This window comes from Pseudomonas sp. KB-10 (assembly GCF_018221585.1).
In the GTDB taxonomy this organism is placed as follows: Bacteria; Pseudomonadota; Gammaproteobacteria; order Pseudomonadales; family Pseudomonadaceae; genus Aquipseudomonas; species Aquipseudomonas yangonensis.
In genome coordinates this window covers 22,292-45,386 of the sequence record NZ_QYYB01000012.1, presented here as the reverse complement: position 1 = coordinate 45,386, position 23,095 = coordinate 22,292, and the positions used below count along the sequence as shown (strand labels likewise).

Below are 23,095 nucleotides of genomic sequence, written 5' to 3'. Positions count from 1 at the left end.
GATCGGCAGTCCAGTCAGCATCAAATCAGATGGCGGGCTTGGTTCGTTAGCTTGGATAATCAGCGCTCTTACAACCGCCCACAAGCTAGGGATTGGAAGACACTTACCCAGTGCAAGCTCCTTTGGACGCCGGCATCGCTAGCTGTGCGAACTTGGCAAGCACGCCCCGCGTATAACGCGGTGCTGGAGGGTTCCAACGCGCCCGTCTGGCCTGCAACAGCGACTCATCCACGTTCAGTTGCAACACTTGGCGATGGGCATCGATAGTGATGGAGTCGCCTTCCTCGACCAAGGCAATGGTTCCGCCGACGAAGGCTTCAGGCGCGACGTGCCCCACTACCATGCCCCAGGTACCGCCAGAGAAACGCCCATCGGTGATCAGGCCGACACTCTCGCCCAATCCCTTGCCCACCAGTGCGGAGGTTGGCGCGAGCATTTCCGGCATACCCGGCCCACCCTTAGGCCCCAAGTAGCGCAGCACCAGCACATCACCAGCCTGAATGCTATCCTCGAGAATAGCCTGCATCGCGCTGCCTTCATCGTCGAATACACGCGCTGGTCCGGTGATGGCCGGCACCTTCAGGCCACTAATCTTGGCGACGGCACCATCGGGCGCTAGGTTGCCCTTGAGTATCGCCAGATGACCCTCAGCGTAGAGCGGCGCATGTAGCGGCAGGATGACGTTCTGATCGAGCGGTGGCTGCGCGGGAATATCCGCCAGCTCTTCAGCCAGGCTGCGGCCGGTGATCGTCAAGCAGTGGCCATGCAGAAGCCCCGCGTCGAGTAGCATCTTTAATACCTGCGGGACACCGCCGACCCGGTGCAGGTCGGTGGCGACATATTCCCCGGAAGGTTTGAGGTTGCAGATGACCGGCACCTTGCGCCGCACGCGTTCGAAATCGTCCAGCGTCCAGTGCACATCAGCGGCGTGCGCAATTGCCAGGTAATGCAAAACCGCATTGGTCGAGCCGCCTGTGGCCATGATCAGCGAGACCGCGTTTTCGATGGATTCGCGGGTAATGATGTCGCGAGGTTTGATGTCGCGCTTGACCGCCTCTACCAGCACCCGTGCCGATGCCACGGTACTGTCGACCTTTTCTTCATCAGGATTGGCCATGGTCGAGGAGTACAGCAGCGACATGCCCAATGCCTCGAAGGACGAACTCATGGTGTTGGCCGTATACATCCCACCACAAGAGCCCGTGCTGGGGCAGGCATTGCGCTCGATACCGTCGAAATCCTCTTCGCTCATGCGCCCGGCAATCAGTTCACCGACGGCCTCGAACGACGACACGATGGTCAGGTCTCGGTCTTTCCAGCGTCCCGGCCTGATGGTGCCACCGTAAACGTAGATCGCCGGCACGTTCGTGCGAGCCATGGCGATCATGCCGCCTGGCATGTTCTTGTCACACCCGCCGATGGCCATCACGCCATCCATCCACTGGCCCTGAACACAGGTTTCGATGCTGTCGGCGATGACCTCGCGGGAAATCAATGAGTACTTCATACCCTCGGTGCCCATCGACATACCGTCGGAAATGGTCGGGGTGCCGAATACCTGTGGATTACCGCCCGCCACGCGCACAGCCGCGATCGCTGCGTCGGCGAGACGCTGCAGCCCGGCGTTACAGGGGGTGATGGTCGAATGACCATTGGCGATGCCGATCATCGGCTTGTCGAAGTCGGTTTTCTCGTAACCCATTGCGTAGTACATGGATCGGTTGGGCGAGCGGGCGACGCCCTGAGTGATGTTTTTTGAGCGCTTGTTATAAGGCATGTGTGGCTCTCCGGGTGATTTCATCAGGCGACTTCGATTATGGTGAGCCGCTTAAACGCTGTGAAATATATTATTCAGGCTTCACTAATTGCTTTTGCATATATGAATATTCGTCAGATGCAGTATTTCGTCACGCTCGCCGAGGAGCTGCATTTCGGCCGTGCAGCCGAACGCCTGGGCATGACGCAACCGCCGCTGAGTCAGCAGATCCAGGCACTGGAGGAGCATCTTGGCGTTGCGCTTTTTATCCGCAGCAAACGCTCGGTGAGCCTGTCCCCTACCGCCGCACAATGGCTGCCGGAAGTGCGCCGCGTCCTAGCCGAAGTAGATGCGTTGAAGCCCTTAGCAAGACGCCTGGCAGCGGGTGAATGCGGCACCTTGTCCCTGGCGTTCGTCAGCACCGCCGACTACAACTTGCTGCCACGTGTGCTGCATGACTACACGTCGCGCTATCCCGAAGTGCAGGTCGACCTACGCGAGGCCACCAGTGACGTGCAGATCGCGGCGCTGATGGAACGACGCATCGACGCCGGCATGATCATTCCACCTCGCATCGAGCTGCCGCCCTGTCTGTCGTATCTGCCCCTGTTCGAGGAACCCTTGGTCGTGGCAGTGCCTCAGCAATGGCAGGCCTCAGGCAAGATTGCCCCAAGGCAGCAGCAGATCGACATCGCCAGCCTGATGGACGAGCCACTGATCTGCTTTCCGCAGGAAAGCGCACCGGCACTGTATGAGATGATCCGCGGCTATTTCAGCCGCCAGGGACTCACACCCCGCCAGGGCCAACAGGCAATTCAGATGCAAACCATTGTCAGCCTGGTATCTGCCGGCATGGGGATGGCGCTGGTACCGGCCTCGCTGAGAAACCTGCAACGTACCGGCGTTCTCTACCTCCAGCTACAAGGTGGCATACCCACACTGGAAACCGGGCTGGCCTGGAACCGGCAGAGGGTTTCGCCCGCCCTGCAACGCTTGATCGAGAGCGTTACGACCCTTACGGCCGATCAGCCGAACTAAATACTAAACCGCCGGGTCCCTTACCGACTCCGGCGGTCGCAACGATCGCTCCCCTTATACGAAGAACGTTACCAGCAGGCCCGAAAGCAGCAGAATGAACGCGCCGCCCAGTCGCGAACTGATCTGTGCGAAGGGCATCAGGTTCATGCGCTTGGCCGCGGAGAGCACAGCCACATCACCGGTGCCGCCCATGTTCGCCATGCACAGGCCGGCGGTAATGGACGATTCGATCGGGTAGAAGCCCACCAGTTTGCCCACTAGGCCAGCCCCCAGAGCTGCACCGACCACAACGGCGAGCACGATGGCGACGTAGGTGATGCTCAGCGCATCGATCACAGTTTGCAGATCGGTATAGGCGATGCCGATACCGAACAACTGCGCCAAGGTCAGGTTCTTCGCCACGAAGCTCAGCCACTGCGAGGATGAGTCCGTCACCAGGGTCGGCACCAGATTGGCGATCTTCGCCACGGCCACCAGAATGATCATCAGCGCATAGGGATGCAGCGGAATGAAGGCGCCCAGCACCGAGCCGGCAAGATAGAAGGCAGCCGCAATCATCATGCCGATGCCCATCTTGCCCAGGTCCAGCCTCTGGGCTTTCTCCTCGATGCTCACGCCTTGCATGATCTGACCCTGGCCGCTGAGGCTAGGGAACTTGTCCGCTACCCTGGCCAAGACGCTGGCCAGCACGATGGAGAATACGTTGCCCAATGCCAAGGCCGGCACAAGCAGCGAAACGTAGTAGCTGGCAGGCTGTCCCAACAGTTGCTCATACACCTGACTCATGGGAATGGCGCCCGCCCCCATACCGCCGCCCATGATCGGCAGGGCAATCACCAACACGGCGTCCTGTACCGTGAAACCGAATGCCGCGCCGACCACGATGGCCAGCAAAATGGCGCCCGCGGTGGCACCGATGATCGGTACGAAATAGCGCATGCCGATCTTCACCAGCGCCTTGGAGTCCATGCCGAGGATGCTGCCGGCGATCAGGGCGACGATGTAGAAGTTGAGGAATTCCCCTCCTTTCATGAAAGTCGTGATATCGCTGATTACCGGCTTCGGTAGCAGTTCCAGATAGACGATCGCGGCGGCGCCGAATATCGCCAGGATCACGCCGCCGCCCAGATAGCTGCGCACGATAGGCAGTCGATCACCGATGAAGCCGAGAATCTCGCCCAGGACCAGCATCACCATCAGGCTGCCGATCAGACCGGCCGGCAGCACATTCAGGTAAACCGCCGCCAGTAGGACGGCGGTAATGAGGGCGAAGATGGGCCAAGGCAGGCCATACAGAGTTACAGCGGATTTCACCTGCGGCGAAGCCACGTGACTGGAGTTACCAGCCCGCTCAACGGAATTATTCATGATTCACCTGTTTCAGCTTGAAAGGTGCACGAGGCACTCAGCGGAGGACGTCCAGAGACGCAACGGAGAGGCCTGATGCAGGAAAGCAGGCGCAGACGGGGTAAAGCTTCAGGCCACGGAGCGTGTGCATTTTCGTGTTTCCTCTGGTTGTTCTTGTGTGAGGATTTTTTGGGCCGGACGCCTATGGATACGTCCAGTTACGCTCATGCTATATTTCGCCCATCGTGTAAAAAATGGGTGAATCATGGGGCCTGTGAACACAGTTCGTGATCAATTGCCGCTCCCTGAAGACTTGCGTGTTTTCCTCACGGTCATCCGCAAGCAGAGCTTCGCCGGCGCGGCGGATGAGCTGGGCGTATCCCCGGCCTACATCAGCAAACGCGTCCAGATACTCGAAGGCGCCCTCAAGGCGCGGCTGCTACATCGCACTACCCGACGTATCGCGCTGACCGAAGATGGCGAACGTGCTCAGCGCTGGGCGGTGCGGATCCTCGGAGATCTGGACGACCTTTTCGACGAGCTCTCGCAAGCCAGACAGACCCCGCGTGGGCTGTTGCACATCAGCAGTTCGTTCGGTTTTGGCCGCAACCATGTGGCCCCGGCCATCTCATTGCTGGCCGAGCGTTATCCCGAACTGGAGATTCGTCTCGAGGTGTTCGACCGCGTCGTGGATCTGGTGGGGGAAGGTTTCGATCTGGAGATTCGCGTCGGCGACGACTTGCCAGGCCAGCACATCAGCAAGCGCCTGGTCACCAACAAACGCATTCTCTGCGCGACACCGGAGTACCTTAAGCGACGCGGTGTGCCTCGCAGCCTGGAAGACCTTCAACGCCACGATTGCCTCGTGCTAAAGGAACGCAACAACGTGTTCGGCGTGTGGAATCTGGATCGTGGCGGTAAGCAACAAAGCGTCAGAATCAGTGGGCCACTGTCATCCAATAACGGAGAAATCGTGCTGCAGTGGGCACTCAATGGGCGCGGGATCCTTCTGCGCTCTCTCTGGGATGTTAAACCTCTGCTGGACAGCGGCGAGCTGGTACAGATACTGCCGGAATACAGCCAGAGCGCCAACGTCTGGGCCGTTTACCCCACCCGGCTTTCCAACTCGGCCAAGCTGAGGGTATGCGTCGAGTTTCTGACCGAGCATTTTCGCGCCATTTCCCTGTAGGCCTGTCCTGTCAAAGCTTTAGGGTGGGGCCTCTCAGGCCCGACGCTGACTCACTTAATGGGGCCTGATGGGTATTAGAGCGGGCACCCCTTGCTGCGCAGCAGGGCATCGAAACGCGCAGGGTCGAGCGTTCCTTCCTCGATGGCTCGCATGATGCTCGCCTCTCTGTCCAGTAGCTCGCTGCATCGCGCATGCACCGCGGGTAATTCAACTGCAGAAACCGCTACGACGCCGTCGGTATCGCCAATCACCAGATCCCCCGGGCTGACCACCAACCCCGCGCAAGAAACCGGTACATTGATCTCCCCGCCACCATCGGTGCTCGGCCCCCGGTGCACACAGCCCAATGCAAAGACGGGCAAATCACCCTCAAGCCACTCGTCGTGGTCACGTATGGCGCCGTTGACGACGATACCGGCAATGCCCGCCTTGATCGCCATCGCCCGCATGATGCCGCCAACGACTGCGCGCGTCAGATCCGCACTGCTGTCGATGACCAGCACGTCTCCCGGCTGCGCCAATTGAATGGCTTTGAGGATCATCAGATTGTCACCGGGCCTGACCCTGACCGTGAGCGCCTGCCCACAAAGATGACGGGTGCCATGATAAGGCTTCAGGCCAAGGCCTCCGACATTACGCCCCAGGCAGTCGCTGAGGATGGCACTTGGCATGCCACGAAAGGCCTCAAGCCAATGCGTATCCAGTTCTGCTGCGCGGGGGTTGATCATGTAGCCGGCTGGCCATTGTTGATTTTGCGCTACTTCGAGCATCGATATGTCTCCAGGCCAGGCCCATAAGAACCCGGCCGGTTTCCAGTCAAAGAGTTCAGGCGAGCCAGGGATTGGCCTGCAGGTGCCGGGCTTCAAATGCCTTGATCTGTTCGGTGCGCTGCAACGTGCTGCCGATGGCGTCCAGACCACGCATGAGCGCGTCCTTGCGCAGCGTGTCGATGCTGAACGCGATGCTGCGCCCGTCTGCCAGGGAGATGACTTGCTCGGCCAGATCGACGTCGATGACGGCGCTTTGCGCTTCGGCGACCATCGCACCCAGCACTTGCAGCTCGGCCTCGCTCAGCTGGATGAGCAAGACGCCGTTTCGCTGGCAATTGTCGAAAAAGATACCGGCGAAGCTGGTGCCGATGATGGCGCGAATCCCCAGTTGCTTGAGCCCCCAGACAGCATGCTCACGGCTCGAGCCACAGCCGAAGTTCGGCCCGACGACCAGAAAGCTGGATTGATTCCAGGGCGCCTGATTGAGCACGAACTCAGGATTGGGGCTGCCGTCCGGCAAAAAGCGCAGATCAAAGAACACGCCACGATCCAGGCCGTTGCGGTCGATACCCTTGAGAAATTGCTTGGGCATGATCACGTCGGTGTCGACGTTGGCAGCGAGAAACGGTGCGGCTACACCGCTGACAGTAGTGAATGGCTGCATCTCAGGCCTCCAGCGACAGGGTACGGACATCGGTCAGGCGGCCACTGACGGCAGCAGCCGCGACCATGGCCGGGCTCATCAGGTGCGTACGTGCCCCCGCGCCCTGGCGTCCTTCGAAATTGCGGTTGGTGCTCGAGGCGCAACGGTCGCCGGGCGCCAGCACGTCATCGTTCATCGCCAGGCACATGGAGCAACCGGACTGGCGCCATTCGAAGCCCGCGTCCTGGAAAATCTGCGCCAAGCCTTCGGCTTCCGCCTGGTCACGCACCTGCGTCGAGCCGGGCACGATCATCGCGCGCACGTTCGCCGCGACCTTGCGACCTTGCACCACCCGCGCAGCGTCGCGCAGGTCTTCGATGCGGGCATTGGTGCAGGAACCGATGAACGCGTGGCTGATGGCTATTTCAGTCAGCGGCGTTCCGGGCTCGAGGCCCATGTAGCGCAGGGCACGCTGCAGATCCATGCGGCGGATCGCATCGGGCTCGTTCGCCGGGTCGGGTACGCGGGCGCCGATGGGCGCGGCCTGATCGGGGCTGGTGCCCCAGGTCACCATGGGGATCAGCTCGCTGGCATCAAGCTCTACTTCCTTGTCGAACTGTGCGCCCGGATCGCTGTAGAGCGCCTTCCACTTCTCCAACGCCTGATCCCACAACGCGCCCTTGGGTACGCGAGGCTTGTCCTTGAGATAGGCGTAGACCTTCTCGTCCGGCGCCATGAACGCGCCGCGTGCACCAGCTTCTACCGCCATGTTGCAGATGGTCATGCGGGCTTCGACGCTGAGCGACTCAATGGTGCTACCGGAGAATTCGATGGCGTATCCCGTTGCCCCGGAAGCACCGATGCGCTGAATCAGCGCCATGATGATGTCTTTCGAGGTAACGTCCGCTCCCATCTCGCCCTGAACGGTCACGCGCATGGTTTTCAGACGCTTGTAGACCAACGTCTGGGTAGCCAGCAGGTGTTCGATCTCGGATGTGCCGATACCGAAGCCGAACGCTCCCAGTGCACCGTAGGTGGTCGTGTGGCTATCCCCTGCCGCTACCATCATACCGGGCAGGATGAAGCCCTGCTCGGGGGCGACCACGTGCTCGATCCCCTGGCGCTTGTCCAGCACGTCGAACAGCTCGATACCGAAGTCGCGGCAGTTTTCTTCGAAGTACGACACTTGCAGGGCACCGCCAGCGTCCGGCATAGCGGCGATACGCTCCGGGGCAGTCGGGTTGACGTGATCAACGACGCACAGCGTGGCCGAGGGACGCCAGACTTTTCTGTTGGCTTCGCGCAGGCCACTAAACGCCTGCGGACTGGTGTATTCGTTAGCGACCTGCCGATCGATATAGAGCAGCACATGGCCCTGATCATCCAGGGTGCAGACCGTATGGGAATCGATGTGCTTATCGTAGAGTGTTTTGGGCTGGTTCATTGGGCGGTTCTCGCTTGTGCTTGTTATGCGAGTGTCCTGAGACATCACGGTGGCTTTGCGCTAGGCATGCCACACAAGAATATTGAATGCGATACGTAACTCAATCTCTCAAAAGAGTTTCCGAAATACACGATTCGTGAACAAATAATGACCAGTTGCCCGTCGTCATTGGCTCCAGCTGACCGGTTTGCGACCACAGAACTGGAGAGCGCGGTTCGATAGCAGGGAATTGAGGTCGATTAGCTCTAGAAATGGCGAATAGACCGCGGAACGGCGGCTCGAACGACTGCAATTGGCCGGATAGCGACGGTCTGGCTTTGGCCGTCGCTATGCTTTGTCAGACTTCGCTCTGTTCCGCCATTTCCAGGGCATCGTCAACTTCGATTCCCAGGTATCTGACGGTGCTTTCAAGCTTCGTATGGCCAAGCAGGAGTTGGACTGCCCTCAAGTTCTTCGTTCTGCGATAGATCAGGGATGCCTTTGTACGCCTCATCGTGTGGGTGCCGTACATGGCCGGGTCAAGGCCAATGGCTGTCACCCAGGCTTTGACGATTCGAGCGTATTGCCTGGTGGATAGATGGTCTGAGGTGTGCAGCCTGCTCGGGAAAAGGCAGTCCTGGCTACGGAGCTGGGCTTGGTGTATCCAGGCGGCGAGAGCAGACCGTGTTTGCTCAGTAATTTCGAACTGCACTGGTCGCTTCGTTTTCTGCTGCATAACCATTGCTCGTGATGACACATGCTCGCCATGAGCAACGTCGCATACACGGAGCTTGGTTAAGTCGCAGGCTCGAAGCTTGCTGTCGATGGCCAGATCGAACAAAGCCAGATCCCGGGTTCGTTCTGCAAGCTGAAGCCTTACTCGGATGGCCCAGATATCTCTCAGCCGGAGCGGGGTTTTCTGTCCGACCAACTTTCCTTTGTTCCAGGGCCGGCGGGTGCAGGTAGCAGTGATGTTCATGGCAAGTCCTCCACATGTGGGAGGACAAGCATGGCTAGCCTGAGAAGTGGTCGCTAACCGGCCAAAAGCGGGCATTGGGTTAAAAGGCTATGTCTGAGCAACCGGCTTGCTTACCGGCCAAGAAATAATGAACAAGCTCCCCGCTCCAGAGGCCTGGCATATCGCATGACCACCATGAGCCTCTGCGATGGCTTTGACCACCGCTAGCCCTAGGCCGCTGCCGCCGCTCTTGCGCGAGCGCGACGGGTCGCCACGGCGAAAGGCTTCGAAGATATCTGCGGCCAGTGCGTTGTCGACGCCGGGACCGTCGTCTGCCACGCTCAGTTGGCAGCTGTCGCCGACCTGTTCCAGGCGCACTCGCAGGTTGCCTGGATCGGCATGGCGCAGGGCGTTTTCCAGCAGCGCCATGAGGGCCTGGCGCATGCGCAGCGCATCGCACTCCACTCGCAATTCGGCGTCCAGTTGGTTATGCAGGTGAAAGCCCTTGGCGGCCAGGGGGGCGGCGAAGGCCTGCAGCACGCTGCCCAATTCATCGGCCAGGTGCACACGGCTCCGTTGCACTTCCAGATGGCCGCTGTCGTTGAGGCTCAGCACGCGCAGGTCTTCGATCAGGTGGTTGAGGCCCTCCACCTGGCGCAGCAGTCCCTCGAACAGCTCGTTGCTGGGGCTGAACACGCCTTCGGCCAAGCCTTGCAGGCGTCCGCGCAGAATGGTCACCGGGGTGCGCAGTTCGTGAGCGATGGCGGCGTTCCAGAACTCGCGCTCGCGGGTCATGCTCTGCAGGCGCTCGGCCATGGCATTGAAGTCACGCACCAGTTGCGCGGTCTCGCCCATGGCCTGATCGTCCAGTGGCGCGCGGGCGTCGAGCTTGCCCTGAGCCACTTCACGCAGGCTGTGTGCCACGGAGTTCAGTGGGGTGATCAGCCGTCGCGACAGGCGCACGGCGAAGAATACCGCCAGGCCCAGGGCCGCGATGGTGGTGCAGCCGATCCAGATCATCTCCACCCGCGAAGGCATCCAGGTTTCGGAGATGCTGTCCGGCAGGTAGGCCATCGCGATGGCGTAGAACACGTAGGAGCCGAACACCGCGATGAAAATGATGCTTAGCGCCATCACCGCCAGGGACTGAATGAATTGCCGGCGCAGGCCCGGAGTCGGCTTCATGATTCGGTGCCGAAGCGATAGCCCACGCCCCAGACACTGGTCGGTACGCCCTGGATATCGAGGGCTTCGAGTTTCTTGCGTAGCTTGCTGATGTGGCTGTCCACGGTGCGCTCCTGGGTGTCGCCCTCGGGCAGGCAGCTCTCCAGCAGTTCGGCGCGGCTGAACGCCCGTTTAGGTGCGCGCATTAGGCAGGCCAGCAGCTTGAACTCAGTCAGGGTCAGGTCCAGCGTGTGGTGCTGACCATCACGCTGCACGCTGGCTTCGTGGCTGTCCAGGTCGATCTGGAATGCACCGACGCGTAACACCTGGATGGCTGCAGGTGCGCTGGCCCGCGTACGCCGCAGCACCGCCTGCACCCGCGCCACCACCTCGGCCGGGTTGAAGGGTTTGACCACGTAATCGTCGGCGCCCAGGCGTAGCCCCATCAGCTTGTCGATGTCTTGATCGAGCGCGGTGAGCATGATCACCGGCGTATCGCCGCGGGAGCGGATTTCGCTGAGCACCTTCCAGCCATCGACGATGGGCATCTGCACGTCGAGCAGCAGCAGATCCGGCTTGAGCGCCTGGTGCATGGCCAGCGCCTGCTGGCCGTCGCTGGCGTGCTGGGTGCGCAGGCCGCTGCGTTGCAGGTAGGCGATGAGGATGTCGGCGATCTCGGCTTCATCCTCGGCGATCAGTACCAGTGCCGTGGCGGGGGATGCGGGGCTGGTGCGCGCGTGGGGATCGGACATGGACAGGCTCGCAGACGGTGGTTGCGAATGTTATCGCGGCCTCCATGCTTTCTCCACAAAGCCTCGAATCATTCGCAACAGCGCTGTTCCAGACTGCAGCCTCGATCAGCTCCCGGTAGTCATCAGGTTACCGGAGCGCAGTGGGCAACGAGGAGTGGGTTATGGGCAGCAAACAGCGGCATCTGAGTATCGTGCTCGCAGGGCTCGCCGTGTTGGGACTGGCAGGGTGCGATTCGGCGCCAGAGCAAAGCGAAGCGGCCGCGCCGCTGCAGGTGTCGGTGCTGACGCTTGAGCCGCACGCACTGGCGGTCAGCGAGGATCTGCCAGCGCGTGTGGCCGCCGTGCGCAGCGCCGAGATTCGCGCGCAGATCGGCGGCATCGTGCAACGCCGCCTGTTCGAGCAGGGCGCCGAGATCGAGGCCGGCGCCATGCTGTTCCAGATCAACCCGGCGCCGTTCAAGGCCGAGGTCGACAGTGCCGCTGCTGCCTTACAGCGCGCCGAGGCGACCCTGGCGCGGGCGCGGGTGCAGGCCGAGCGCCTGAGCCCGCTGGTGCAGGCCGAGGCAGTCAGTCGCCAGGTGTATGACGACGCCGTGGCGCAGCGTGAGCAGGCTGCCGCCGATGTGGCTCAGGCCAAGGCGACGCTGGCGCGGCGCAAGCTGGATCTGCAATTCGCCAGTGTCGAGGCGCCGATTGCCGGGCGCATCGACGAGGCGCTGGTCAGCGAAGGCGCGCTGGTATCGCCCACCGATACCACGCCCATGGCGCGCATCCAGCAGATCGACCAGGTGTACGTCGACGTGCGCCAGTCCGCCTCGATACTGGACACACTGCGTCAGCAGGCCGGCTCGGCGACACCGGAGTTGAGCGTCGACATCCTCGGCAACGACGGCAAGCCGCTGGGCATGCGTGGGCGCATCCTGTTCTCCGGTATCGAGGTGGATGCCGGCACCGGCGACGTGCTGCTGCGCGTGCTGGTGGACAACCCGCAACGCCGCCTGCTGCCTGGCCTCTACGTGCAGGCGCGGATTCCCCGTGCCCATTATTCCGCCGCACTCAGCGTGCCGCAGCAGGCGGTGAGCCGTACAGCGGGCCAGGCCAGCGTGTGGGTGGTCGATGCCCAGGGCCAAGTAGGCCAGGTGCCTGTCGAACTCGGTGAGTTGGTGGAGCACCGTTACCGCGTGGTGTCCGGGCTCAGTGCCGGGCAGCAGGTGGTGGTTGAGGGTATCGAACGCCTGAGTCCCGATGCCCAGGTCGCCACACGCCCGTGGCAGCCCGCCGCCAACGGCGAACGCCTCAGCGCCGTCGCGCGCTGAGTTCGGAGAGATCGTCATGCCGCAGTTCTTCATCAATCGCCCGGTGTTCGCCTGGGTCATCGCCCTGTTCATCGTGCTGGTCGGCGTCATCGCCATTCCGCAGTTGCCCATCGCCCGCTACCCGTCGGTGGCGCCGCCGTCGGTAACCCTCTACGCCACCTACCCGGGGGCCACCCCGCAGACGCTCAACGACTCGGTGGTGAGCCTGGTCGAGCGCGAGATGTCGGGGGTGAAGAACCTGCTGTACTTCGAGTCCTCGGTGGACACCTCGGGCACTGCGCAGATCACCGCCACCTTCAAGCCGGGTACCGACGCGGAGCTGGCCCAGGTGGACGTGCAGAACCGCATCAAGGCGGTGGAGCCGCGCCTGCCCCAGGTCGTGCGGCAGAACGGTCTGCAGGTGGAGTCCGCCGCCTCGGGCTTTCTGATGATGGTGGGCATGACCTCGCCCAACGGTCAGTATGACGAGGTGGCGCTGAACGACTACCTGGCGCGCAATATCGTCCAGGAGCTGCGCCGTATCGACGGGGTGGGGCGCGTGCAGCTGTTCGGCGCCGAGCAGGCCATGCGTGTCTGGGTCGATCCCAACAAACTCACCGCCTATGGCCTGACCATGAACGAGCTGGCCCAGGCCATCGAGCAGCAGAATGCGCAGATCGCACCGGGGCGTATCGGTGACGAGCCAGCATTGCCGGGCCAGCGTCTGACCGTGCCGCTGACCGTGCAGGGGCAACTGAGCACGCCGGAGCAGTTCGCTGCCGTGGCGCTGCGCGCCGGTGCCGATGGTGCCAGAGTGGTGCTCGGCGACGTGGCACGCATCGAACTGGGCGCGCAGTCCTACGCCTTTTCCAACCGCGAGAACGGCGTGGCGTCGACCAGTGCGGCCATCCAACTGTCGCCCGGCGCCAACGCCGTACGCACCGCCTCAGCCGTGCGCGAGCGCCTGGCCGAGCTGGCGCCGAGCATGCCGGCGGGCATGGCCTACTCGGTGCCGTTCGACACCGCGCCCTTCGTCAAAGTGTCCATCGAGAAGGTGATCTACACCCTGTTCGAGGCCATGGCGCTGGTATTCCTGGTGATGTTCCTGTTCCTGCAGAACCTGCGCTATACGCTGATCCCGGCCATCGTTGCGCCCATCGCGCTGCTCGGCACCTTCGCGGTGATGCTGCTGGCCGGCTTCTCAATCAACTCGCTGACCATGTTCGGCATGGTTCTGGCCATCGGCATCATCGTCGACGACGCCATCGTGGTGGTGGAGAACGTCGAGCGGCTGATGGCCACTCAGGGGCTGTCGCCGAAGGAGGCGACTCGGCAGGCCATGCGGGAAATCACCGGGGCGGTGATCGGCATCACCCTGGTGCTCACTGCCGTGTTCATCCCGATGGCCTTCGGCAGTGGCTCAGTGGGGGTGATCTATCAGCAGTTCACCCTGTCGATGGCGGTGTCGATCCTGTTCTCGGCCTTCCTCGCCCTGAGCCTGACACCGGCGCTGTGCGCCACGCTGCTGCGCCCGGTGAGCACGGATCATCATGCCAAACGCGGCTTCTTCGGCGCCTTCAACCGCGCCTTCGAGCGCCTCACAGCGGGCTATGGGGCACGGGTGGCGCGCCTGGTCGGGCGCAGCGGGCGGATGATGGTGGCCTTCGCCGTGCTCTGCGCGGTGCTGGCCATCGCGGCCGCGCAACTGCCCTCGTCCTTTCTGCCCGAGGAGGATCAGGGCTACTTCATGACTTCCATCCAGTTGCCCACGGGTGCCACCAGCGAGCGCACGCTGGATGTGGTCAAGGCCTACGAAGCGCACGTCGCCTCGCGCCCTGGTCTGGACGCCAACCTGGTGGTGCTGGGCTTCAGCTTCGCCGGCTCCGGCCCCAACGCCGCCATGGCCTTCACCATGCTCAAGGACTGGGATCAGCGCGAGGGCGCCACGGCTGCCGACGAGGCGGCGCTGGCGCAGCAGGCCATGGTCGATAACGTCGAAGGCACGGTGATGAGCCTGATGCCGCCGGCCATCGACGAGCTGGGCACCTCCTCCGGCTTCACCCTGTTCCTGCAGGATCGCGCCAACCGGGGTGAGGCCGCACTGCTGGCGGCGCAGGCACAGCTACTGGAACTGGCGGCGCAGAGCGAGGTGGTCAGCGATGTCTACCCCGATGGCCTGCCACCCGGCGAGAGCATCCGCCTGGAGATCGACCGGCAGAAGGCCGAGGCCATGGGCCTGTCCTTCGCGGCGGTGAGCAGCACGCTGTCGGCGGCCATGGGCTCGTTGTACGTCAACGATTTCCCCAATGCCGGGCGCATGCAGCAGGTCATCCTGCAGGCCGACGCCCCGGCGCGCATGCAACTGGACGATGTGCTCGGCCTGCGCGTGCGCAATACCAGTGGCGGCATGGTGCCGCTGCGCGAGGTGGTGACGCCGGTGTGGAGCGAGTCGCCGCAGCAGATGATGCGCTTCCAGGGCTTTCCCGCCGTGCGACTCGCCGGCGGCGCGGCGCCTGGTGTGTCCAGCGGTGCGGCGATGGCCGAGATGGAGCGCCTGGTGGCGCAGTTGCCGCAGGGCTTCGCCGTGGCCTGGACCGGGCAATCGCTGCAGGAGCATCAGTCGGCAGCGCAGGCGCCACTGCTGATGCTGCTTTCGGCGCTGGTGGTGTTCCTGGTGCTGGCGGCGTTGTACGAGAGCTGGTCGATCCCGCTGTCGGTGATGCTGGTGGTGCCGCTGGGCCTGCTCGGTGCGGTGGCCGCGGTGATGCTGCGTGGCATGCCCAACGACGTGTTCTTCAAGGTGGGGATGATCACCATCATCGGCCTGTCGGCGAAGAACGCCATCCTCATCGTCGAGTTCGCCCGCCAGTTGCATGGCGAGGGGCGTACGCTGATCGACGCCGCCGTGACCGCCGCACGCCTGCGCCTGCGGCCGATCCTGATGACGTCGCTGGCCTTCACCCTCGGCGTGGTACCGCTGATGCTCGCCTCCGGCGCCAGTGCCGAAACTCAGCATGCCATCGGCACCGGGGTGTTCGGCGGCATGCTCAGCGGCACCCTGCTGGCGGTGTTCTTCGTGCCGGCCTTCTTCGTTTTCGTCATCGGCACCCAGGAGCGTTTCAGCGCCTGGCGTGCGCAGCGTGGCCGCGCCGCGCTGAGCCAGGAGAACCCCTGATGCGTCCGTTACTGACCCTGCCGCTGCTCATCTGCCTGAGCGCCTGCTCGCTGACGCCGACCCTGGAGCGCCCGGCCGCACCGGTGCCGACGAGCTTCCCCATGGCTGCTGCCGCACCGGCCACGACGCTTTCGGCCAGCACTGTGGGCTGGCACGCGATGTTCGGCGACCCGCGCCTACAACGGTTGATCGACCTCGCGCTGGCCAATAACCGTGACCTGCGGCTGGCAGCGCTGAACGTCGAGGCGGCGCGAGCGATGTTCAATATTCAGCAGGCTGCGCGCCTGCCCTCGGTGTCGCTCGACGCCAGTCACACGCGCGAACGGGCCCTGGCGCAGGGAAATGCTGGCGAATCGCGCCGCGAGGTGAATCGCCAGATCGCGGTGAATTTCGGTAGCAGCGCTTTCGAACTGGATCTGTTCGGCCGTGTACGCTCGCTGTCCGATGCGGCGCTGGCCCTTTATCTGGCCAGTGAGCAGGGCCGCGATGCCGCGCAGATCGCTCTGGTCGGTGCAGTGGCCGAGGCCTTCTTCGCTCAGCGTCTGGCCGACGAGCAACTGCAACTGACCGAACGCACCCTGGCCGATTGGCAGCAGTCGTTGGAACTGGCTCGCCTGCTCAAGCAGGCCGACCAGAACAGCAGCCTGGACATGGCCCAGGCCGAAGGGCAAGTGGCCCTGGCCGAAGCGGACCTGGAAGCCCGCCGACGCGCTCTGGCGCAGGCGGACAACGCCCTGCAATTGCTGGTGGGTAGCGAGCTGCCGGGCGATCTGCCCGCCGGCTTGCCATTGGAGCGCCAGTCGGTGATTGCGCCACTACCGGCGGGGTTGCCAGCCGACCTGCTGCTGAACCGGCCGGACCTGCGCCAGGCCGAGCAGACGCTGATCGCCGCTAATGCCGACATCGGTGCGGCGCGGGCTGCGTTCTTCCCGCAGATATCCCTGACCGCCTCCTTTGGTTACGCCAGCACCTCGCTCGGTGGGCTGTTCGACCCAAGCCGCCAGGTCTGGCGCTTTGCGCCGCAGATCTCGCAGCCACTGTTCCAGGCTGGGCGCCTGCGCGCCGAACTGCGCCTGGCCAAGGTGCGTAAATCCGAGGCGGTGGCCCAGTACGAGCGCGCCATCCAGGGCGCCTTCCGTGAGGTGGCCGATGCCCTGGCCGGGACGGCTACGTTCGACCGCCAGATCGAGGCGCAACTGCGTGCGGTGAGCGCGGCCGAACGACGCCTGACGCTGTCCGACCTGCGCTACCGCGCGGGCGTCGATGGTCGTCTGGAACTGCTCGACGCCCAGCGCCAATTGCAAGCCGCGCGGCAGGCGCTGCTGGAGCTGCGTGGTGCTGAGATCGCCAACCGGGTGGCGCTGTACAAGTCGCTCGGTGGCGGCCTGCACGCACGTGATGTGGCAGAGATTGTCGCTGTCAGAGCGGCTCAGGCCACTCAGTATCGACCTGACGGCATCGTCCATTGCGATCATGGCCTCGGTGGGTGCCAGTAAGGGCGGTGCGGCGGGCTCGTTGGAAGCCTCTGCGTACGAGTTGGGCACAGGCCTCGGGATCAGCTGCTTCGGCGTATTCATGTCCAATATATTTAGCCGCACGATCTCACTATCTGTGGATCTTGCTAAACCACTAGCAGAACGTTCGAGGATTCCATAATGATCAAACTCCTGAAAGCTAACGTAGACACTCTCAGCGAGTTTAAAACTGCTCTCCAGGACTCGTTCCGAGTGGCGGCAGAAGCTGACTTAGGTCAGCCGCTTGAGGAGCCCATTCCTTCTGATGAGGACATAGAGCAGTCCATCGCTGTTGATGGAGCTGCTACGTACTGGATCATGGCAAACGATCAGCGAGTCGGTGGCGCAGTTTTGGTAATTGATGAAATAAGCAATCTAAACTCACTGTCCTTCTTCTTCATTTCTACCGGCCAGCAGAGTCGCGGGCTAGGGCTACAAGCTTGGAAAGCAATCGAGAACGAGTATCCAAACACCAAGGTCTGGGAAACCGTCACCCCATATTTTGAGAAGCGAAACATTCACTTTTATGTAAATAGGTGTGGCTTCAAGATTGTTGAGTTCTACAACAAATTTCATGCGGATCCAAACCAGGCTTCTGTTCAGGCCCATCAAGAAGGGGAGGACAATGAGATGTTCAGATTTATGAAGGTTATGGATCACAAGTAACTTCTCACCCAATCCTTAACGGCTGCTTTTGGCCGCAAACAGTCGATGGCCCTTGGGAATGGGCTGCTCATATAAGGGCTTAGCTATTGAGCTCGGGGGACTCTGAGGGGGGCACGAACAGGCTTCAAGCGGAGAGAAATGTTCAGAATCTATATGTTACGACGTTGTAAAATTAATGGATCGACTGAAGAACATCCTTAGCTGCGGCCTCGATGTAATCGTAGTACGAGTCCGGAACACAGTCTTTAAATTTTTCTCGTGCTGCTTGTGGTAGCTTGCCGTCATTGCTGATGCATATTTGCACCAGTGCACTCAAAGCGCTTCCTCTAATATCAAGGTGCTCGTCAATTTTTTTATGGATCGCTTTGTATTGTGCAAGATAAAGATCATCTCTTTTCATATAAGCTCCCCGCTTGAGCATATGGTTTGCAGTTCCTGCTATTGCTAAAGTTTTGTGCTCAGTTTTTCATTGTTTACGGCGCGCGACAAGAGTTGTTGGCGGAGTTGTAGGAAGATACAGTAGGGGTAAATTGCCCTGGGATTAACTCCATCGAGATCCGATGCAAGCGTATCGGTAGACCCTATGAGGCACGTGCTTCGATTCTTCATCGCACCAGTGGAGAGAATTGGATACTCCGGTAATTGATTGCGACGACCAAGCTTGGTTCGATACTGAGCTTAAGGCTCATGCCTTGCAATCCATGGGCTGCTTGAGCCGACGACTGACAGTGATCTTAAATCTGGCGTGGGAGCCTGTTTCGGAGGTGGGTTGTGAGGGAGACGTTGAGGCGAACCTGGAGCAAATCAGATCCTTGCTAGATACCCAAGCGGGATTACGGGATGTCGATGAGTCTAGATTGGATTCGCAAGACGTAAATGTAATTGCAGGCAGGTTGGGAACTCCAAAACACGTTGAGAAGATAGCTAGGTACTGGAGGCCAGAGCAGCATCACTCGACAGTGACGAGGGTAGCGAGCGATAAAAATGCATCGTTTTGAGGTGAAGACTGCGCGGCAAAGGTGTTTCCATGTCGAGACATCAATCGTAGCTGCATGGAGTAAATCAGAATGAGAAAACCCAAATACGGTCCGGGCTTCTGGTCTGGCCCCGCCACCGCGGGGGTCTACAGGTACGCTCTTCTACCCGCGCTGACGTTGCTACCCCTGCTTGGGCTATGGGGGCAGGGGAATTGGAGTTATGGCGCTGCTGCGCTGTCGTGTTTCGTTTCCTACGCCCTCTATATGTGCCTGCCCGTCACCGTGACGCTTAACCGCGACAGGCTTCTGAGAGGGTACTGGGGCTATCGCGGTGCTGTCGAGGCACGGCTTCACCAGTCAGATGTATTGCCTGTGGAGGAGCGCTATCTGCACCGCAAGCTGATTAGGCTAGAATCCCAGTATCACCTCGTATTGAACCCCGCGCCTACTATGAGAATCGCAAGGGTGTTGGCGTTCGCGGTATGGCGACTAGCTCGTACGCTTTCTCGCCACTGACCCATGCCCTCTAGAGTGGCTCTCGGTTTGCACGAGTCAGAGAGGCGCTCCATCGAACATTTAATCGCCCCAGGAGAGGCCAGGAACCTCCCGCTCGGACGAGATGCCGGCTGCTTGTACTTTTCAAACGCTGCGACCGGAACACGGTATTCGCACCCGGAAATGGTACATCGGCCGAACCTGCGGGTAACGATGGGCGTTACATCTACCCATGGCCGCATTAAAAGTGATCAATCTTGATCAGGTGATCTACGTGCGTGGAGGGTGCCCCATGAGCTTAGCTGGCTTGCTTGATCTTGTAGTTGGTAGCGTGCTTTCCGCTGGGAAACTACTGGCTTTGGAGTGGCATCGCATAGGCGGTCCCCGGGGGCAGGGTGATAAAGCAGATATCGATTCTGTAATCGAAGTGCAGCTGCGTTCGGATTTGCTGCATCTCTTGGCTTGTGACTTCTGGGGGGAGGAGACGGGTGCCCGCTTAATGGGGCACGAATATTGCTGGGTTGTCGATCCCAATGATGGAACCGGGGATTTTTTACAAGGGCGAGTGGGATCTGCCGTTTCAGTGGGGCTTCTGCGCAATGGCGTGCCTGTTTTAGGGGTGGTTCACGCGCCTGTCACTTCAGACCGTGGATCGGATTGCATCTCTTGGGCGGTGGGACTGCCGAATGTGATTCGCAACGGGCAAGCAGTCCCCAGAGTGCTTGAGCAGCTCGCACTACAAAGTAGTTCAGTTCTGGTGAGCACCGGGGCTTCCAGTAAGCCGGAACTCAATGCGGAGCTATGTGCTCCGGCTAGCTTCATCCCCATGCCGAGTATCGCCTATCGCCTGGCACGTGTTGCTGCTTGTGATGCGGTTGTCGGCATGTCACTTGTCCCTGTGTCAGCCCATGATGTTGTGGGTGGTCATGCGTTGCTGATCGGCGCAGGTGGTGTGTTACTTGATCAAGACGGAGTGCCAGTTTCGTACAACTCCGAAGAGCGGATGAGGACGGTGTCTTCGCGCTGCTTTGGCGGCGTGCACGAGGTATGTCGTGATATGGCTGCGCGAGACTGGGGGCGCATTTTTCACGGGTAGCGCTAGAGATTTTCCTGGTGTGAAGACATTTCATTAGTCACTTTCGTGAGGCGCGCAGGCCCTGGCCGTTCGGGGTGGCTGGTGACGCTAATGATGCGGTCCAAGTACCCTGGTGCTATCTCGGCTTTGCTTTCGCCTAGGAATGACCTAGAAAAGTCCTTCATCGAAAATTGCAGCCTAGTCGGCATGCGACAGAGAAAGCTATGAGCTTGTAAATAACGGGCTTTCAGAGTTTCCCTAACTGAACGAGCAAAAGGCTAATTTTACGGTCTTGCTTTTGACGTTCATCCTGAAGAATATCAATTTTCTTTAGGAGCTCTGTATTTACTCGTCTCAGTGTTATGACTTCGGCGGCAAGCTTGTCTCTGTTGTCTAATAGGTTTGAGTCAAAGATTCTATCGACAAATTCCTTCGCATTTGTTTCTTGTAATAATTTTAGCTGTTTGCGTAAAGTTGCGATTTGATTGTGAGGGTTCTCTTTTTTAGTGCCTGACTTGGATGGTTTATGCAATTCATACAATTTTTCTAGAGATTCGTTCGCGCGGTCAATCCAGTCCACTAACTCAGCCTGGCGCCTGGTGTTGATAATACTACGGTCTCTTCCTGCGATACGTGCTACATGACTTGCCACGATTTTCCGCTCCTTAGGAGAAAGAAGCTTTTTCTGCTCTATTAAACTTGTTACACGGATAAATTCGCTAGATGCGGATTGATACAAAGCTTGCGTGGTTTCTGACCCCTGAACTACCCAAGCAGGGGGAACTAGCTCATCAACGGCTTTATTTTTTGGATTTCTAAGTTTTTCTCTAAGACTCATCTGGGACCCCAAGTGATTTTAGTTCAGGAAATAGCTTTTGAGAGTTTAGCACCGCCTGGCGACTACGTTCCTTGATGTCAGGAAAACGCCAAACCTCCTGCTCAAGAAAGTCTAAGTGGCTAATAACGATCTGGGTATTAACTTCGAGATGTGATTTCCTTGACGAGCAAAAATTCACACAGCTAGTACATTTGTCTTGGGATGTACTTGTAGGCGATGGAGCCCCGGTCGAGTCAGCACACTTGGCCTGCATAGAAAACTCCTTCAATACTAGGCACCAACCGTACTCGTGGGCAGTAATCGATGTTATTTTTGAGCAGAGCGACGCAATGTGCTTTTCTACTTCTGGTGGCGGTAAAGAAAGCACCTGCTCATTTATAATTGATCGAATATAAAGTGCCATTCCTCCTACGTAGCTTGGCTCAAGCCTAGAATCAAATGCGATGTTTGGAATTAGTTCTTTGATATAGGACTTATTAAGTCGTTGAACATAGTCCTTGTCTAACTTGTCCGCGGTATATCTTTTCGTCCACCAGTGATCATATGCATGAAGGAAATGTTGCCTTAATAGCTCCTCGACATTACCGTCATATCTACGAAGTGCGAACTCGGCAAAGCTATGTCGAAACTGATGAGATGTAATAGATGCGTGAAAATCTTTGACGTCAAAGTCGACCTTTTGGGATATCCGAGTGCAGAATGACGCATAGTACGAATGGAGGTAGGCATTTAACCTATCGGAACTCAGTCGCTTAGGCTGGGTGCAAGGATTAGTAAGTGTGGGTGGCGCACTGAATAGAGGTAAATCCGTACCCGACTTGTTAGTGTTCCCGAGAGTCAATGCCATAAGGAATGCCTCATCTACAAAACACGTTATACCATGACTAAGACGTTGGCCTTGATGAGTCTTGAAAATGGCCGGATGTACCGTCGCGTACTCCTGCTTTCCGTTAAGTGGAATTTTGATATCAGTTGCACGAAGCGTCCCAACCTCGCTGGGGCCTCGCTTACCCATGACGGACAGAAAAATCACCAAGATCGCTGAAATGATTTCTCTATAGTCATCGCTTAGTTCAGAGTAAGAGCACCAAGGGAAAATTTTTTTCTCGCCTGTGCCATCAGAAACAAATGCGGCAAGGGCATGATGTAAGGGTTCTGCAAGTTGTTCGAAACAGGCCCTCGATGCGTCATCTCTTGATCTACGCATTTTTTGCGCTAATTCTTGAATATCAGAGGTGAGGCGGTATTGTTGCCAGGCTAGTCTTGTTGATGACGACCAGAATCTACTGAGGTGATGCTGGGTATTGGTTTGTTGTACTAATGAAAAGTATGTTGCTACCTGTTTGCTTTTGAGTGAACCGACGACCTCAAGTGCATCGGCTAGCAGTAGGTGACTAACTACGAAGGGTATGGATCCATGTGTTCCTCCTTGTGCCCAGTCGTGAACGTCAATGCCCTCATTCTCGAAAACTGATTTGAGAATTGGCAGCAATTGTTGTGAAGAAACCAGATAAGACGGGCCGTCACTAACACGGCCTTCAACGAAAATATTATGCCAAAGCTTAAGAGCAGATATTATGGTTTCGAGGCGTGGTTTTGATTTTGGAGTGCTAGTCCTTTGCCATTTGGGTGCTCCATCAGCGGCGGAGGCGTCATGACAGGTAAAAAGTATTAATATTATCAAGCTGTTTAGTTCGCCCAATGAAATATCTGCGATACGAGTGTTTGGATGCTCCTGATGTAGGATCTCAAGAATGAGCAGAAGTGATTTGCATTTAGTGAAAGATGTGTCTGTAACGAATACATCATGTGTAGCCGCTTCCACCTCAAGAAACTCAAGACAAATACATTGAGCTAGTATTAGCTTCTCTGGGGGGAGATTGAGACGTTGAAAGTCCAGGGTCGAAATTCGCACTCTGTCTAAGTCTTGGATCTTTAGTGCCCAGCGTAAACTCTGAGCCGCATCAATTGAAAGATTTTTGGCTTTTGGAGTATTTGCTATGTCCGCGAGATTATTCAT

18 protein-coding genes are annotated in these 23,095 nt (G+C 59.3%); 7 read left to right on the top strand and 11 right to left on the bottom strand.

Going from position 1 to position 23,095, the window contains the following annotated elements; genetic code table 11:
• Window positions 1–103: 103 nt before the first annotated feature.
• Window positions 104–1,777, bottom strand: coding sequence for a dihydroxy-acid dehydratase (gene ilvD, locus DXK50_RS23730; protein ID WP_212631989.1), 1,674 nt, complete (start codon window positions 1,775–1,777; stop codon window positions 104–106).
• Between the two features lie 39 nt (window positions 1,778–1,816).
• Between ilvD and DXK50_RS23725 the strand changes: the two genes are divergently transcribed.
• Window positions 1,817–2,794: a LysR family transcriptional regulator gene (locus tag DXK50_RS23725; protein WP_212631988.1), complete on the top strand. Its 978-nt coding sequence runs from the start codon at window positions 1,817–1,819 to the stop codon at window positions 2,792–2,794.
• A gap of 54 nt (window positions 2,795–2,848) precedes the next feature.
• Here the strand turns inward: DXK50_RS23725 and DXK50_RS23720 are convergent, their stop codons facing one another.
• The gene (locus DXK50_RS23720) at window positions 2,849–4,162 is read right to left on the bottom strand and encodes a 2-hydroxycarboxylate transporter family protein (RefSeq protein ID WP_212631987.1); all 1,314 of its coding nucleotides are present in this window, start codon (window positions 4,160–4,162) and stop codon (window positions 2,849–2,851) included.
• Window positions 4,163–4,406: 244 nt separating this feature from the next.
• Between DXK50_RS23720 and ttdR the strand changes: the two genes are divergently transcribed.
• Window positions 4,407–5,330, top strand: a complete 924-nt coding sequence (gene ttdR / locus DXK50_RS23715) for an L-tartrate utilization transcriptional activator TtdR (RefSeq protein ID WP_212631986.1) — start codon at window positions 4,407–4,409, stop codon at window positions 5,328–5,330.
• Between the two features lie 74 nt (window positions 5,331–5,404).
• On the opposite strand, the gene DXK50_RS23710 is transcribed toward ttdR, so the two are convergent.
• The 6 genes from DXK50_RS23710 to DXK50_RS23685 all read right to left on the bottom strand — a co-directional run bounded on the left by DXK50_RS23710 (window position 5,405) and on the right by DXK50_RS23685 (window position 11,040).
• Complete coding sequence (locus DXK50_RS23710; RefSeq protein ID WP_212631985.1) at window positions 5,405–6,100, bottom strand: RraA family protein; 696 nt, start codon at window positions 6,098–6,100, stop codon at window positions 5,405–5,407.
• 55 nt (window positions 6,101–6,155) lie between these two features.
• The gene (leuD, locus tag DXK50_RS23705) at window positions 6,156–6,764 is read right to left on the bottom strand and encodes a 3-isopropylmalate dehydratase small subunit (RefSeq protein ID WP_212631984.1); all 609 of its coding nucleotides are present in this window, start codon (window positions 6,762–6,764) and stop codon (window positions 6,156–6,158) included.
• A gap of 1 nt (window position 6,765) precedes the next feature.
• On the bottom strand, window positions 6,766–8,187 hold the full coding sequence (gene leuC, locus DXK50_RS23700; protein WP_212631983.1) for a 3-isopropylmalate dehydratase large subunit: 1,422 nt from the start codon (window positions 8,185–8,187) through the stop codon (window positions 6,766–6,768).
• 337 nt (window positions 8,188–8,524) lie between these two features.
• Window positions 8,525–9,145, bottom strand: coding sequence for a tyrosine-type recombinase/integrase (locus DXK50_RS23695; protein WP_212631982.1), 621 nt, complete (start codon window positions 9,143–9,145; stop codon window positions 8,525–8,527).
• 87 nt (window positions 9,146–9,232) lie between these two features.
• Window positions 9,233–10,309, bottom strand: coding sequence for an ATP-binding protein (locus DXK50_RS23690; RefSeq protein WP_212631981.1), 1,077 nt, complete (start codon window positions 10,307–10,309; stop codon window positions 9,233–9,235).
• On the bottom strand, window positions 10,306–11,040 hold the full coding sequence (locus DXK50_RS23685; RefSeq protein WP_212631980.1) for a response regulator: 735 nt from the start codon (window positions 11,038–11,040) through the stop codon (window positions 10,306–10,308). Before DXK50_RS23685 ends, DXK50_RS23690 begins: the two co-directional genes overlap by 4 nt.
• Window positions 11,041–11,201: 161 nt before the next feature.
• Between DXK50_RS23685 and DXK50_RS23680 the strand changes: the two genes are divergently transcribed.
• The 4 genes from DXK50_RS23680 to DXK50_RS23665 all read left to right on the top strand — a co-directional run bounded on the left by DXK50_RS23680 (window position 11,202) and on the right by DXK50_RS23665 (window position 17,690).
• Window positions 11,202–12,356, top strand: a complete 1,155-nt coding sequence (locus tag DXK50_RS23680; protein ID WP_212631979.1) for an efflux RND transporter periplasmic adaptor subunit — start codon at window positions 11,202–11,204, stop codon at window positions 12,354–12,356.
• 16 nt (window positions 12,357–12,372) lie between these two features.
• Window positions 12,373–15,510 (top strand): multidrug efflux RND transporter permease subunit, encoded by a 3,138-nt coding sequence (locus tag DXK50_RS23675; RefSeq protein WP_212631978.1) that lies wholly within the window; start codon window positions 12,373–12,375, stop codon window positions 15,508–15,510.
• Complete coding sequence (locus DXK50_RS23670; RefSeq protein WP_212631977.1) at window positions 15,510–17,006, top strand: efflux transporter outer membrane subunit; 1,497 nt, start codon at window positions 15,510–15,512, stop codon at window positions 17,004–17,006. The genes DXK50_RS23675 and DXK50_RS23670 overlap by 1 nt, the downstream gene beginning before the upstream one ends.
• A gap of 159 nt (window positions 17,007–17,165) precedes the next feature.
• Window positions 17,166–17,690, top strand: a complete 525-nt coding sequence (locus DXK50_RS23665; protein ID WP_212631976.1) for a GNAT family N-acetyltransferase — start codon at window positions 17,166–17,168, stop codon at window positions 17,688–17,690.
• 172 nt (window positions 17,691–17,862) lie between these two features.
• On the opposite strand, the gene DXK50_RS23660 is transcribed toward DXK50_RS23665, so the two are convergent.
• Complete coding sequence (locus DXK50_RS23660) at window positions 17,863–18,090, bottom strand: hypothetical protein (protein WP_212631975.1); 228 nt, start codon at window positions 18,088–18,090, stop codon at window positions 17,863–17,865.
• A 1,364-nt stretch (window positions 18,091–19,454) separates the two neighbouring features.
• Between DXK50_RS23660 and DXK50_RS23655 the strand changes: the two genes are divergently transcribed.
• Complete coding sequence (locus DXK50_RS23655; protein ID WP_212632026.1) at window positions 19,455–20,258, top strand: inositol monophosphatase family protein; 804 nt, start codon at window positions 19,455–19,457, stop codon at window positions 20,256–20,258.
• A 226-nt stretch (window positions 20,259–20,484) separates the two neighbouring features.
• Here the strand turns inward: DXK50_RS23655 and DXK50_RS23650 are convergent, their stop codons facing one another.
• Entirely contained in the window at window positions 20,485–21,075 is a 591-nt protein-coding gene (locus tag DXK50_RS23650; RefSeq protein WP_212631974.1) for a hypothetical protein, read from the bottom strand.
• Window positions 21,065–23,095, bottom strand: coding sequence for a hypothetical protein (locus tag DXK50_RS23645; protein ID WP_212631973.1), 2,031 nt, complete (start codon window positions 23,093–23,095; stop codon window positions 21,065–21,067). Before DXK50_RS23645 ends, DXK50_RS23650 begins: the two co-directional genes overlap by 11 nt.